General features: G+C 66.9%; 12 protein-coding genes and 1 pseudogene. 4 read left to right on the forward strand and 9 right to left on the reverse strand.

Annotated features, from left to right (window positions below):
- Positions 1-297 precede the first annotated feature (297 nt).
- Genes rpsN through rpmB form a run of 3 tightly spaced genes read right to left on the reverse strand, consistent with a single transcriptional unit; the run spans position 298 to position 1,011 of the window.
- On the reverse strand, positions 298-603 hold the full coding sequence (rpsN, locus tag BLQ10_RS20695) for a 30S ribosomal protein S14 (protein ID WP_043485315.1): 306 nt from the start codon (positions 601-603) through the stop codon (positions 298-300).
- A gap of 4 nt (positions 604-607) precedes the next feature.
- Positions 608-775, reverse strand: a complete 168-nt coding sequence (gene rpmG, locus BLQ10_RS20700) for a 50S ribosomal protein L33 (RefSeq protein ID WP_003798558.1) — start codon at positions 773-775, stop codon at positions 608-610.
- Complete coding sequence (rpmB, locus tag BLQ10_RS20705) at positions 775-1,011, reverse strand: 50S ribosomal protein L28 (protein WP_011693744.1); 237 nt, start codon at positions 1,009-1,011, stop codon at positions 775-777. The genes rpmG and rpmB overlap by 1 nt, the downstream gene beginning before the upstream one ends.
- Positions 1,012-1,516: 505 nt before the next feature.
- Here rpmB and BLQ10_RS20710 point away from each other — a divergent pair.
- From BLQ10_RS20710 to BLQ10_RS20720, 3 genes are read left to right on the forward strand one after another with little or no spacing between them, the layout of a single operon-like run.
- The gene (locus tag BLQ10_RS20710; RefSeq protein WP_091564879.1) at positions 1,517-2,959 is read left to right on the forward strand and encodes a ferredoxin reductase family protein; all 1,443 of its coding nucleotides are present in this window, start codon (positions 1,517-1,519) and stop codon (positions 2,957-2,959) included.
- Positions 2,956-3,510, forward strand: coding sequence for an FMN-binding protein (locus tag BLQ10_RS20715; protein WP_091564880.1), 555 nt, complete (start codon positions 2,956-2,958; stop codon positions 3,508-3,510). Before BLQ10_RS20710 ends, BLQ10_RS20715 begins: the two co-directional genes overlap by 4 nt.
- On the forward strand, positions 3,494-4,318 hold the full coding sequence (locus tag BLQ10_RS20720) for an FAD:protein FMN transferase (RefSeq protein ID WP_254785701.1): 825 nt from the start codon (positions 3,494-3,496) through the stop codon (positions 4,316-4,318). The genes BLQ10_RS20715 and BLQ10_RS20720 overlap by 17 nt, the downstream gene beginning before the upstream one ends.
- A gap of 9 nt (positions 4,319-4,327) precedes the next feature.
- Here the strand turns inward: BLQ10_RS20720 and BLQ10_RS20725 are convergent, their stop codons facing one another.
- Entirely contained in the window at positions 4,328-5,089 is a 762-nt protein-coding gene (locus BLQ10_RS20725) for an SGNH/GDSL hydrolase family protein (RefSeq protein WP_091564881.1), read from the reverse strand.
- Positions 5,090-5,163: 74 nt separating this feature from the next.
- Positions 5,164-5,643: a MarR family winged helix-turn-helix transcriptional regulator gene (locus tag BLQ10_RS20730; protein WP_091564882.1), complete on the reverse strand. Its 480-nt coding sequence runs from the start codon at positions 5,641-5,643 to the stop codon at positions 5,164-5,166.
- A 103-nt stretch (positions 5,644-5,746) separates the two neighbouring features.
- Between BLQ10_RS20730 and BLQ10_RS20735 the strand changes: the two genes are divergently transcribed.
- Positions 5,747-6,034, forward strand: a complete 288-nt coding sequence (locus tag BLQ10_RS20735; protein WP_091564883.1) for a YciI family protein — start codon at positions 5,747-5,749, stop codon at positions 6,032-6,034.
- A gap of 10 nt (positions 6,035-6,044) precedes the next feature.
- Here BLQ10_RS20735 and BLQ10_RS20740 read toward each other — a convergent pair whose 3' ends face one another.
- The 4 genes and pseudogenes from BLQ10_RS20740 to BLQ10_RS20755 form a co-directional block, all read right to left on the reverse strand.
- A complete protein-coding gene (locus BLQ10_RS20740) occupies positions 6,045-6,899 on the reverse strand; it encodes an SGNH/GDSL hydrolase family protein (protein WP_091564884.1) in 855 nt (284 codons plus the stop codon).
- Positions 6,900-7,041: 142 nt separating this feature from the next.
- Positions 7,042-10,542 (reverse strand): ATP-binding protein, encoded by a 3,501-nt coding sequence (locus tag BLQ10_RS20745; RefSeq protein WP_091564885.1) that lies wholly within the window; start codon positions 10,540-10,542, stop codon positions 7,042-7,044.
- A 254-nt stretch (positions 10,543-10,796) separates the two neighbouring features.
- Positions 10,797-11,558: pseudogene (locus BLQ10_RS20750) on the reverse strand (DUF4194 domain-containing protein); the annotation flags it as partial.
- 2 nt (positions 11,559-11,560) lie between these two features.
- The gene (locus tag BLQ10_RS20755; protein WP_091564886.1) at positions 11,561-13,033 is read right to left on the reverse strand and encodes a DUF3375 family protein; all 1,473 of its coding nucleotides are present in this window, start codon (positions 13,031-13,033) and stop codon (positions 11,561-11,563) included.
- Positions 13,034-13,132 lie beyond the last annotated feature (99 nt).

A 13,132-nucleotide genomic window follows, 5' to 3' on the forward strand; every position in this document is an offset into this window, starting at 1 on the left:
CCGCAACTCCACCCCACACACCCGCCCCACCACCCCAAAACCCCGCCAACACAGGCCACACCCACCCACCACACACCCCAACACCCACCCCACCACCCCCACCCGCAACTGTGCAGTGCATCACCACAACACCAGCCGCCGCCGGCGGCACCACCGAACGAACAACCCCACCACCGGCAGAGACCGCGGCCGGGCATAGCACCCCAGGCATTCGCGACCGGGCGTTAAACGCAAGAAGGGCCGGCAACCAAACGGTTGCCGGCCCTTCTTCAAGCCATTGGCTTCAGGAGTACTGAATTACCAGGAAGACTTCGTGATGCCCGGGAGCTCACCGCGGTGAGCCATGTCGCGGAAGCGAACACGGGAGATGCCGAACTTCTGGAAGGTACCGCGGGGACGGCCATCGATGATGTCGCGGTTACGCAGACGTACCGGAGAGGCGTTGCGCGGCAGCTTCTGCAGGCCGAGGCGAGCAGCTTCGCGAGCTTCGTCGGTTGAGTTGGGATCAACCAGAGCCTTCTTCAGTTCGAGGCGCTTTGCAGCGTAACGCTCGACGATAACTTTACGCTGTTCGTTCTTAGCGATCATTGACTTCTTAGCCATGTGTTTAGCGCTCCTCTCGGAATTCGACGTGCTGGCGGATTTTGGGGTCGTACTTCTTCAGGACCAGACGGTCCGGGTCGTTACGACGGTTCTTGCGCGTCACGTAGGTGTAGCCCGTGCCCGCGGTCGACTTCAGCTTGATGATCGGACGTACGTCCTTATCCTTTGCCATTAGAGCTTCACTCCTCGTGCCAGGATGGCGGCGACGACTACGTCAATGCCGCGTACGTCGATGGTCTTGATGCCACGAGCAGAGACCTGCAGCGTGACATTACGGCGCAGGGACGGAACCCAGTAGCGCTTCTTCTGGATGTTCGGGTCGAACCGGCGCTTGTTGCGACGGTGCGAGTGCGAAATGCTGTGTCCAAAGCCCGGCTCGGCTCCGGTCACCTGGCAGTGTGCTGCCATGACGACTCTCCTCAAAAAATAAATGAAACGGCAAACGGAGTTCCCGCCGACCGTGCGTTAGGCGGCGTCCGCATCCGGCTCCCTCCCCCAACCGTCGGTTTCCGCAGCATTCAACCAGACGGCACAAACCGTCTGGTTCCTTACTGCGGCGAAGATTGTGGGCCACGGGCACCTGGCGGCGGCGGTCCGTTGGACAGCCGTTGCGAAGTGCCGGGATGCTGGGCGAATACAGGAATGCGCGCAACTTGAGCCCCTAACTACCGGCCTACAAGAGCGTCGATTTCTCGGACGGGTCCTGCCAACCGGAGCAATTGCGCACGCTCCGCGCCACCTAGCGCCTACCAAGTCTACGAGTTCGGCGAATTAAAGACCAATCCGTCGCTGAATGGTGTATAGGACAGTGCCCGTCAGAGAGTCCCTGCAGAGCGGCGGGGCGCTTTCAAGTCATATGCCCGACGAAGCATTCTCACAGCCAAATGATAGGCAGTGACGCGATTCTGGATCCATGAACACTCAACTTCTCACGAGCCGTCCCGAGGTTCGCCGCAGCTCCCGTGGCGCTGTGAACCCCTTCAGGGGGCAACACCGGCGGCGTTTGCTGAGAGCGGATCTGCTGACGGTCCTTTTCTGGGCGTCCCTGGCGGGCGCCGTCGCTTTGTGGCTGGCCGACGGCGGAATGGCCGGCTTCTCGACTCCAGCCGGCTCCTTCACCGCGCTGGGGATTGTGGCCGGCCTCGCCGGCATGGACCTGGTGCTTCTCATGCTGCTTCTGGCGGCCCGCATCCCGCTCATCGACCACACAGTCGGCCACGACCGCGCCCTCGAGTTCCACCGCAAGCTGGGCAAGCCTGCCTTGTACCTCCTGCTCGCGCACGGGATCCTGGTTGCGACCGGCTACGGGATGGCGGAAGGGCTGGATCCTGTCAGCGAGGCGGTTGCGCTGTGGGTCCTCGTGCCGGACATGTGGCTGGCCTACATATCCATGCTCCTGTTCATCGCCGTCGTCGTCACCTCACTGGTAGCCGTCCGACGTCGGTTCCCTTACGAATTCTGGTACGCCGTTCACCTCCTGACGTACGCGGCGGTCCTGACCGCGCTCCCCCACCAGTTCAGCGTGGGGGGCCTCTTTGCCGAAGGCACCTGGCAACGTTGGTACTGGCTGGCACTGTGCATCGCAACTGGCACCGCCCTGCTCTACTACCGCGTGGCGCGGCCGCTGGTAGCAACGTTCAGGCACCAGTTGACCGTCAAGCGGGTGGTGCGGGTGGCCCCCGGAGTGGTGAGCATCGAGATGTCCGGCCTTGGCCTGGACCAGCTAGCAGGCAGCGGCGGCCGGTTCTTTATCTGGCGGTTCCTGGCTCCCGGGCTGTGGTGGCACCCGCATCCATTCAGTTTGTCCGCCGATCCCATCAGTTTCGACGCGGCCGGCCAGGGCACACTGAGGATCACGGTCCGCAACCTGGGCCGGGGTTCGGCCCAGCTGGCGGCGCTGAAGCCCGGCACCAAAGTGGCGCTGGAGGGTCCGTACGGGCTGTTCAGCACGGCCGCGCGGAGCCGCAACCACGTGGTTATGGTCGGTGCCGGGATTGGCATTACCCCGATCCGGGCCCTGCTGGAGAGCACGCCGTTCCAGCCCGGAGACGCCACGGTCATTCTCCGCGGCCACAGCGAATCCGAGCTCTACCTGGGCGAGGAAATCCTCGCCCTCTGCCAGCAGCGCGGAGCCACACTCTTCCACCTGACCGGCTCCCGCCCGGCCGGCATCCGGACATGGCTGCCGGAGAGCTCCGTCCGTGCCGGCCACCGGCTGGCCAGTTATGACCCGAACGTCGCCGATGCCGACGTGTACGTCTGCGGCCCCGCCGCCTGGGCGCAAAGCGTGCTTGAGGACGCCCGCGCCGCCGGCGTCCGGGAAGACCAACTCCACTACGAAAGGTTCGACTGGTGAGAACCCGCGCAGCAGTTTCAGCAGCCCTTGCCTCCGCAGGCATCCTCATTGCAGGCTGGCAGTCGGGCGTCCACATAGCCGATACCAGCAGCTCCGTCGCGAGCACGGCCACCGGCACCACCGGCAGCACAGGGTCCACAGGGTCCACCGGGTCCACAGGGTCCAGCGCAACATCCGGCTCGGCGGGTTCATCCGGGTCCACAGGTTCATCTGGATCAACAGGCTCGTCCGGCGCGTCGAGCGCGTCCGGCACCACGGGGGCCTCGGCCAAGGCCGTCGGGACGTACGCCGGCTCGGTCGTCCAAACCCGGTTCGGTTCCGTCCAGGTGCAGATCACAGTGCAGGCCGGAAAGATCACTGACGTCACGGCGCTCCAGCTGACAGATGCTGAACGCAGGTCCGTGCAGATCAGCAACCAAGCGGCCCCGCTCCTGCGCGACGAGGTGCTCCAAGCGCAGTCCGCGAACGTGCAGACCATCAGTGGCGCCACGGTGACCAGCGACGCGTACTTGAACTCCCTGCAGGCGGCCCTCGATGCAGCCAACCTCTGAGCTGGCCGGCTCTGCCCTAAAGGCCCGGACCTTTGGCTCCATGGGCACCGTCATCAGCCTGACCGTTCCTGCCAGAGCCTTGGGAACAGCGGCCGTCCCGGGAACAGCCGGCGGCGGCGAGCGCGAGCTCGACGCCGCAGCTGCCGCCGTCGCACGGGTGTTTGCCCGCGCGGATGAGACCTTCAGCCTGTACCGTCCCGATTCCGAGGCCAGCCGGCTGGCGCGCGGGGAGCTTTCCCTTCGGGACTCATCCGCCGGGATGCGGGACCGCTACGCTGACGCGATCAGCTGGCGACTCATGACGGAGGGCGCATTCACCCCTGAGCGGCCCGACGGCGTGCTGGACCTTTCCGGGATCATCAAGGGCTACGCGATCGGGCAGGCCGGTGAGGTGTTGCGGAGCCGGGGGATCACTGACTGGTGCCTGAATGCCGGCGGCGACGTGCTGGTCATGGGCTCGCCCGTGCCGGGCAGCGGAGCCTCGTGGGCGGCCGGGATCGTTGACCCGCTGGACCGCTCGGCACTGCTGTCCGCCTACGCGCTGGGCGGGCCAGGCGCCCGGCGGGCCCTTGCGACGTCGGGCTTGGCGGAGCGGGGTGACCACATCTGGACTGCCCGCTCCCGCGGCGCCGAGTTCGCCCAGGTCTCCGTGGCCGCGGCAGGCATTGTCGCGGCCGATGTGCTCGCGACCGCGATCGTTGCGGGCGGGACTGCGATGCTGCACCGGGCCACGGATAGTTGGGACATCGATGTGCTCGCCGTCCGCCGTACCGGGGAACTGCTCGCGACGCCGGGATTCCGCGCCTAGGTTACCGTTCTAAAGGTGGGTTAGCTGGCCGTACTTCGGATCCAGGCCGTCGCCGGACGACTTGCCGGTGACGCGCCGGACAACCCACGGGCCGGCGAATTCGCGGACCCATCGGGCATTCGCACGGATGGCGTCCACACGGCTGAGCTCAGGTACCGGAGTCATGGGCGGGACGTCTATCGAGTGCTCGTGTGCCAGGACCGTGAGGACGCGCTTGGCCATGTTCGCGTGGCCGGCGGGGGACATGTGCATTCGGTCCGTGCCCCACATGCCCCAGTCGTAGTACTCGCTGAAGCGCCAGTAGTCGACCAGCAGGGCACCGTGGTCCCCGGCGATGCCGCGGACCAGTTCGTTGTAGATGGCCGTACGGCCGCGCATGGTGCCGAAAATCTTGGAGCCCCGCGCGTCGAAGCCGGTGAACATCACCACAGTGGCGCCGGTGGCCGTGAGCTTGCGGATCCCGGTGTCGTATTCGGCCAGCAGGTCATCGATGTCGATCTTGGGCCGGAGGATGTCGTTGGCGCCGGCGTAGATGCTGACCAGGGTGGGTTTGAGTGCGACGGCGGCATCCACCTGTTCGGCCATGATCTGGCGGAGTTTCCTGCCGCGGATCGCAAGGTTCGCGTACCCGAAGCCCGGGTCGGCGGCGCCGAGCCCCTCTGCCACCCGGTCCGCCCAGCCCCGGACGCCGTTGGGCCGGGTCGGGTCGTCGTCGCCGACGCCTTCCGTAAAGGAGTCTCCAAGGGCTACATAGCGGGACGTGAAATCCATGGGTCAAGTCTGCCAGCAGTTGCCGCGAGCAACAAAGACGGGGATGCCCGACGGCGGCGCTTCAGCTTTCGCGCTTAGCGCTCGCGCAGGATCCAGTGGTCGTCGTCGAGGCGGGCCACGATTTTTTCGCCGATCCGGGCCAGGTCCGCGACGTCCTCGGAGGTCAAGGCGTCGAGGAACAGTGACCGGACCGCCTCCACATGGCCCGGGGCGAGCTTCACAATCGTCTCCATGCCGGCATCAGTCAGGTGCGCCGTGGTGACGCGGGCGTCGCCGGGGTGCGGCCGGCGCTCAAGCCAGCCGCGGTTCTGCAGCTTGGTGACCACATGGGAGAGCCGGGACAGGGAGGCGCTGGTTCGCGCGGCGAGCTCACTCATGGGCAGGAAATGCCCCTCGGCCTCGGAAAGCATCGCCAGCACGTTGTAGTCGAACAGCGAAAGCTTGCCTGCGGCATGGAGCTGGGTGTCCAGGGAAGCCGGCAGCATGGTGTTGATGCTGAGCTGGGCAAGCCACGCCCGGCGTTCGTCGGCGTTAAGCCAGCGGGGTTCGGTCATGGCTACATTCTAGGAGACTGGAAGCTTGACGATTCAACTTCAGCTTGGGGAAGTCCAGAAAAGTCCCCGCCGGTCCGCCGCCTGCTACCGGTAGGCTGGCCGCATGTACGTAGTCTCCCTGACATATAAGGTCCCCGACGACATCGTGGAGTTCCATCTTTCGGCGCACGTGACGTGGCTGCAGGCGGCCTTCGACGAGGGCGTCTTTATGGTCGCGGGGCGCAAAATCCCCCGCACCGGCGGCCTGTTGCTCTCCAACGCGGACCGGGCCAGCCTTGACGCTGCCCTGGCCAAGGACCCGTTCTACGTCAATGGTGTGGCTGAGTTCGAGGTCATGGAGTTCCATGCCAACAGGGTGGCTCCGGGCTACGAAAACCTGCTGGACAGCTGAGTCCTGGCGGCTACCCGGCGCTGGTCCGGCCGCCGGCGCGCTGATTCTGCAGCAGCTTCTTCAGGCCGCCCTTGCGGGGGACCCTCACGGGTTCGGGCCAGCGCGGCCGGAGCTGGTCGCCGAGGGTGACGCCGCGGAGCTTGCGTCCGAACAGGGGCAGCACCCAGTCGTGAACCCAGCGGCGCTGCCGGCGTTCCCACTCCCGCAGGCCAAGTTTGACCGGCGGCTCCCACTCCTTGGGCTTGATCTTGAGGGGCACGCCGAGGTGATCCAGGACCTGTGAGGCAAGGTATTTGTGCCCTGCTTTGGACATATGCAGCCGGTCCGAATCCCACATCCGCGGGTCATGGAATGCCTCGAAGCACCAGTAGTCCACCAGCACCGCGCCGTAGCGGCCGGCGATCTCGCGGACGCGCCGGTTGTAGAAGGCGTTGCGTTTCTTCAGCGGCTCCAGCAGTGCGGAGACCTTGACGTCGAAGCCGGTGAACAACACCAGCGTTGCCCCCGTGTCGGCGAGCGCAGCCACCAGGGACTCGTAGTCCTGCATGAGGGCGCTGATGTCCGTGCCGAAATCCAGGATGTCGTTGCCGCCCGCGTACAGGGTGACGAGGGTCGGCTCCATGGCCAGGGCAGGGCCGAGCTGTTCGCCGATGATGTGGCGCAGCCGTTTGCTGCGGATGGCCAGATTGGCGTACTCCCACCCCGGTTGCGCTTTGGCCAGCTTCTCCGCGACCCGGTCTGCCCAGCCCCGCACGCCGTTCGGGAACCGGGGATCGTAGTCCCCCACACCTTCGGTGAAGGAATCCCCCAAGGCAATAAAGACCCGCCGCCCGCCCCGATCCGGAAGCAAAGGAAATGAACCCACCCGCCCACACTAGCCACCCCAAAAAGCCGTCAGGGAAAGCGTGGGTTAACCGAAGGTGGCTGACCCACGGAGCCGCAGCAGCCACCGGCGAGTGTCAGCAATGATGGGATGCCGACGTGCGTCCGCCACGCTCCAATGCGGGTCAGCGCAGCACGATGTCCACGGGGTTCGCCTCGGACCGCCACGTGCCCTCGGTCCCCGCACGCGGGGCAATCACGGGGGCTGTCAGGACGCCTGAGCGGTTGGTGCGTTTGTCCCGCAGGATCTCCGTCACCGACCCCAGGTGCCGGGAGAGGTCGATCACGTTCTCCGGCGCGGCCAGCAGCAGCTGGAAGCCGAACTCGTGCAGTGCCTTGATGCCCGCCCCGGCGAATTCCTCGGAGGCGAGCACGAAGGCTTCGTCCATCATCACGGTGCCATAGGTGGTGAAGCCCTGCTCGGCGATGCCCAGCTGATAGCTCAGCGCCGCGGCCATGATGAACGCGGTGAAGCGCTGCCGCTCGCCGCCGGACATGGAGCCGGTGTCCGCGTGCATGTAGACCTCGGTCTTCTTCGGCCCCGTCCCTGCCCCCTTGGGCCCGGTGCCCTGGACCTCGCGGTGCTCCTTGCACTGGATGAACAGGTGGCCGCGGACGTCCAGCACCTCGGCGCGCCAGCGCCGGTCCTCGGGAGTCTGCGAACCGAGCCGCTTCACGAGCGTTTCGAGCGACTTGTAGCGGGTGGTGAGCTCGGCGTCGTCGTCCGTCTCCGCCCCGGACACCGCGGCGGACGCCGCAGTGGCTGCCTTGCCCGGCCGGGTATGCCGGACCTTGAGCGCATTCTGGATGGCGTCCTTGAACTGCTTCGCCGTCGCGGGCAGCGTCTGTTTGATGTCGAGTTCCAGGAAGCTGCCCTCGTGGAAGTTGACCTCGGACAGGATCCCGTTCAGCGGCAGGATGCGGCTCGTGATGGCGCGACGCTCTTCGTCCAGCAGGTGCAGCAGGGTGGAAAAGGATTCGTGTGTCCGCTGGTTGAAGAATTGCCGGAACTCGGCCTCCTGTGCGGGCAGCCCGTCGCTGACAATCGCGTGGTAACGGGATTCGAACTCCCCCGCGGCGCCAATCGACGTGCCGTGGTCCGCGGAAATCGCCGTGCCCCATTCCCGGACGAAGCCCTCGAAAATCCGGGTGAGGCGCTCCGAGGTAGCCTGCCCGCGGGACTCGGCCCCATGCAGTTCTGCAAGGAGCCGCGTGCGGACCTGGTTGGCGAGGTTGTCGAGTTCGTGCATCTCCAGGACGTCGCCGAAACCGGTGAAGTACGGTTCCAGCGCGGCGATCCCGGCGTCCGACGGCGGCGCCTGGGCCAGCCGGTTGCGTGCGGCGTCAAGCAGCGAATCAGCTGCGGTCATGCGCGCATCGAGGGCCTTGTACTCGCTCTGCAGCACGGCCGCGGCCTCGGTGCTGGACTGGTGCTTGTGCCGCGCGGCTTCGATGCTGGCGCGCAGGGGTTCGAGGTCCGCCTGCGCGGCGAGCGCGTCCTTGAGGCGCTGCTCGATCCGGGCGAGCTCCTCCGCGGCCACCGCGGCCGAGACCTGCTCCCAAGGCCGGTGGTCGTCTGCCACACGGCGCAGGGCGTCGAGCTGCCGGGTCATGCCCTGGTGTGACTCTTCCCGGGTTTGCGCCAGTTCAGCAGCCTTGGCCAGCTCCTGTTGCAGGTCCTCAACCTGGCCCGCCACAAGTTCAAGCTTGGCGGCGTTGTCGAATCCGAGGACGTAGTCCTGCCGGGAGGTGAAGCGGTCATCCTTTTCCACCGTGTGGCGGTTGCGCTTCACCACGCCGCCCAGGCTCAGGCCCTTGTCCAGGCCGGCAAGCTCGTCCGGATCTTCCACGCACGGGTAGGCGAAGTCGAGGGCAATCCGTTCGCGCAGCCAGGCGCTGCCCTGCGCAAGCGCCTCCGAGTGGGGCCCGGCGTCGGTGAGGAAACTGAGCTTGGTCAGCAGATCGCCATCGACCACGTCCTCGACGGCCAGCGCGCCGCCGGCCAGGGGCCGGGAGACGTCCACGGCGCGCAGCGCCCCGCGCACGGAATGGTCGTTGAGGTACCGGGTGACTGCCGCGAAGTGCTCTCCCGGGACCAGCAGCGTGGTGGCCAGGCTCCGCAGCGCGCGCTCTGCGGCCGGGCGCCACTGCTCCTGGCCCTCGGCGAGGTCGATCAGCTCGCCGCCGAAGGGCATCTGCTCCTCGGGCACGCCCGTGGCGGCCGCAATGGCGCTGCGGTTTTCAATGCTCGACGGCGGCAGCAGCGACTTGCGCGTCTTCAGCGAGACGAGCTCCTGCTGGGCCGCGGCGAGTTCGCGTTTCCTGGTGGCGTGGACGTCAAAGGCCTCGAAGCGCAGTTCCTTGAGCGCCTCGGAATCGTCCTGGAGCTCCGCCGAGCGCGCCGCGGCGTGCTCGTGGGCCTGTTCCCAGCCGGCGGCCGACCACTGGAGTTCGAGCCCGGCGTCGGTCAGCGCCTTGCGGGTCGATTCCTCCACCTCCTGCCGGAGCTTGAGCCCCACCCGGGCGTTCTCCAGGGACTGCTCGATCGCGGAAATCGCGTTGCCGCCCTGGTTGTTGTACTCCCCTTCCAGCTGGCGCAGTTCCTTGGCGAAGCCGTCGCGGACAGCGCGTTCGGCGGCAAGGTCACTGGCCTTCGCCTGGGCGAGCTTCTTCAGCCGGGCCAGGGTCTTCTCATGGACGGTGACAGCGAGCTGCTGCTTGTAGGCCTCGAATTCCTCACCGGTTAGGTCCCGCAGCCGGTTCGCGTCCAGCAGCGCCTGCGCGTATTCCTTGTTCAGCCCGGGGACGGGAGCCAACTGGTCGCGCTGCTGCCGGACGTCCTCGAGGCGCTGCCGGATGGACATGAGGTTGCTGAATTCCTCGACGACGTCGTCCGCTGCAGCCAGTGTGGCGGGGGCATCGAGGACCTGGTCGCGGAAGAAGGTGTTGACGCTGCCGCCGAGTCCCTTGCCGGCCTGGATGACGCGCAGCAGCGGGAGGGCCTGATCCGAGTTGATGCCGAGAAGCCGGCGGAAGCGTTCGGCGAAGGCCTTGTGGACGTCGAAGATCTGGGCGTCCGGGAAGATCGCGTCCAGCGCTGACTTAGTGAACCGCTTCTCCGCGATGCCCTCGATGGCGGCGAGGTCCAGCGGCTTGTTGTCGATCACGTAGTACCGGCCGACGCTGGATTCCGTGCCGTTCTTGGACAGGTCGAACAGCGCCGAGACCGTCACCCGGGTGCCGGCGGCGTTGTCGAACGTGAGCGCGACGGCGGACCAGGTGGCGCCGGGGCGCTGGAACGCACTCGCCGAGCCCTCGCCGACTGCCTTGTCGCCGACCTTGCCGCGCATGTACGTGAACGTGGTGCGCTTGTCCTCGACAGCGCCTCCGGCCCGCTGGGCAGCAGCTTCGTTGGAGCGGGGACGGGCGTCGAAAACCCGAAGCATCGCATCGAACAGCGTGGACTTACCGACGCCCGAATTGCCGGTCAGCAGGGTGCCGTTGCGGTCCACGTGCATCGTGTGGGCGCCATGGAATGTGCCCCAGTTGACCACCTGGACAAGGGCGAGGCGCATCTGGCCGGGGTTGGTGAGCTCGCCCATCGGCAGCATGGTTGCGATGCTCACTTGCTGGTCTCCGTGTTCGTGGTTGCGGTGGACGCCGACGGCGATGCCGCCCCCGCCCCTTCGCCGGACGGCTCTGCTGCAAGCAGCAGGCCGTCCGGCTCCGACAGGCCCGATGCCACTCCCGGGGCGGCATCGCCGTCGTCGTCGCTGTTCGGGTCACCTTCGGTGGCGGCGTCGGCTGCTGCGTCGTCGTCGTCGCCACCGTCCGGTTCGTCTCCCTCATCCTCGGCGGCTGAGCCGGGCAGAGGAGTGTCGTCGAGCTCTAGGAGTGGCTCAGTTCCTGACTTGTCGGTGCTGGCTGCCACCAGGGCTTCGATTTGGGCCGGGATGTCGCCGATGTTTTCGAACGGGAGGGCCAGGGGGAGGGCGTTGGAAATGGTGTAGACCTCGTCCAGGCCCGTGGTGAGGAGGAGCTGGCGGGCCAGGAGCTTGGTGATGGCGCGGTTGACGACGTCGGCATCGCGCAGGGCGTCCTGCTGGCCGGTGGGCTGGTAGTGGGCGACGAGTTCGGCGATTTCCTCGCGCGTGATCGTGGGGTCCGTCTGGGCGGTGACGTGGCGGTCCAGGAGCAGGCGCAGGCGGAGCAGGACGATGGTTTCGACCCGACTCAGGGCACGCTGCTGCCGCAGGATGCTGGAACGGGTGCTGCCGCCGATCGCCTCGGGGTCCACGGGGCGCAGGACGGCGACCTTGCGTTCGTGGTCCAGCTGCAGTGTCAGGAATAGTTCGGAGAGGCGGCTGCGCAGGATCAGCTGGTTGTCCAGGAGCGTGGTCCACAGTTTTTCGTCGCGGCCGCCGTCGATGTACGGGCCCTTGAGCAGCTTCACGAGCGCTTGCCGGACTTTCATCGGGAGCACGCCGGTGTCGCCCGGGAAGAGGGCGGCGCCGTCGACGAATGTGTCCCGGGGGGTGACGGTGAAGGGCTCGCTCCGGACATGGCCGCCGTCGTTGTCCGCTGGCGCGGGCGCGGACTGCAGGTCCGCTGTCGTAGTCTCTGTCGTAGTCTCTTCGGTCATGGTCAGTCCTTCGCGAGCGTGACGACAGGCAGGTAGGCGGTGCGGGTGGTGCCGTCGATTTGTTCGAATTCGATGGGCCCCCAGGCCCCGCGGTCGAAGCCGGCGCCTTCGTGGAGGGTCTGCGAAAGCAGGGCCCGGATGGAGTTGATGTGGCGTTCCCCGGCGGGCAGCTGCGCCCATGCCTCGGTCAGGGTTGAGGCCCCTGCGAGCGCGGCGCGGATGGCTTCCGGCTTGGCCTTGGCGGTCCGGGGCGAGCGCGCCCGGTCCGAGTCGGAGAACGCGATGGGGTCGGCCAGCTTCGGCGGAGCCGCGAATTCGTCCGGGTCGAAGAGCTTGACCATGGCCAGGGACTCGAAGCCGGCGCTGAACAACACCGGACCGCGGACCAGGCCGGGCCGTTCGCGCTCGTACGGGAGGGAACGGATGGCCTGCTCGGCCTCCCGCAGGACCTTGCGGAGCCGGACCGACTGCCGGAAGTCGTCACTTTGGACGTAGGTGTTGAGGCTCTCGCTGAGCTTGCCATAGATCCGCTGGATCTGGCTGTGCTGACTGCGGAGTTCGGCCACGAGGTTCTTGAGGGTCTCGCGTTCCTCGTGGCTGAGCTCGTCCGCGAACTGCCGGCTCAGCACTTCGCCGATCGCCGACCGGAACCTCAGCTGCTGTTGCGGGTCCTCCAGGAACGCGGTGAAGGACCGGAACGTCCGGCCTTCGGGGCTCTGCCGCAGCCGCTTGTCGGCCTCGAGCACCTGGGCCATGGTGGCGCCTTTGCTGAGGGATTCCTCGATGATCTGGTTGCGCAGCTCCCCCACGAGCTCTTCAATCCGGTCACGCATCTTCTTGTAGTCCGCGGGCAGGCTCGCGGCGAGATCGAGGATGTTGCCCGCGGCCTCCACGGCCTCGTCGTCGTCGAGCAGTCCGTCGAAGTCCCCGGAGCTGATGTCCTCCATCAGCTGGCGGCGCTCGTCGATCTCCTCTTCGAGTGATTCAATCCGTGCGCTCTGGTCCGGGTTGGTCTCGTTGGCGAGCTTCTCCACGTCGCCGAGCAGTGTGCCGAGCCGGGAGCCGTTCAGCGTGGACCGCTCGCTCGACAGGCTGTCCAGGAAGGCCAGGACGCGGGCAGCAGGCTCGGTGACTTCGTAGACGATCTGGCCCGACTGGTTCCGGCGGGTCAGGAAGTTCTTGCGGGTCCATTCGTCCGCATATTTCTTTCCGGAAAGTGCGCCGTTGGCCGAGCCGCTGTGCTGCTCTCCCGTGCCGGGGGCCTGCCGGCGGAGCTGCTCGAGGAAGGCGTCGACGTCGGCGTGGAACTGTTCCAGGGGCAGCTGGGCGCGGGTGCGGGTGAAGGAGGCCTGGAGCACGGCGATCACCCACGGCGCCGAGCGCGTCAGAGCCCAGGCAGGTCCTTTGGTGAGGAGCTCGAGGTCCCGGAGCCGGGCGCTGATGGCGTCGGCTGATGACACGGCGGAGCGGGACACGCACTCTCCTTCGGCTGCCAGAGGATGGTTTGGGGTGGTGTTGCGGGCAGCGAATTCGAAAAACTGCCAGCTACAAGGTTAACGCAGGGCTCCGGCCGC

It is taken from the genome of Arthrobacter sp. ok362, from assembly GCF_900102785.1.
GTDB lineage: Bacteria > Actinomycetota > Actinomycetes > Actinomycetales > Micrococcaceae > Arthrobacter.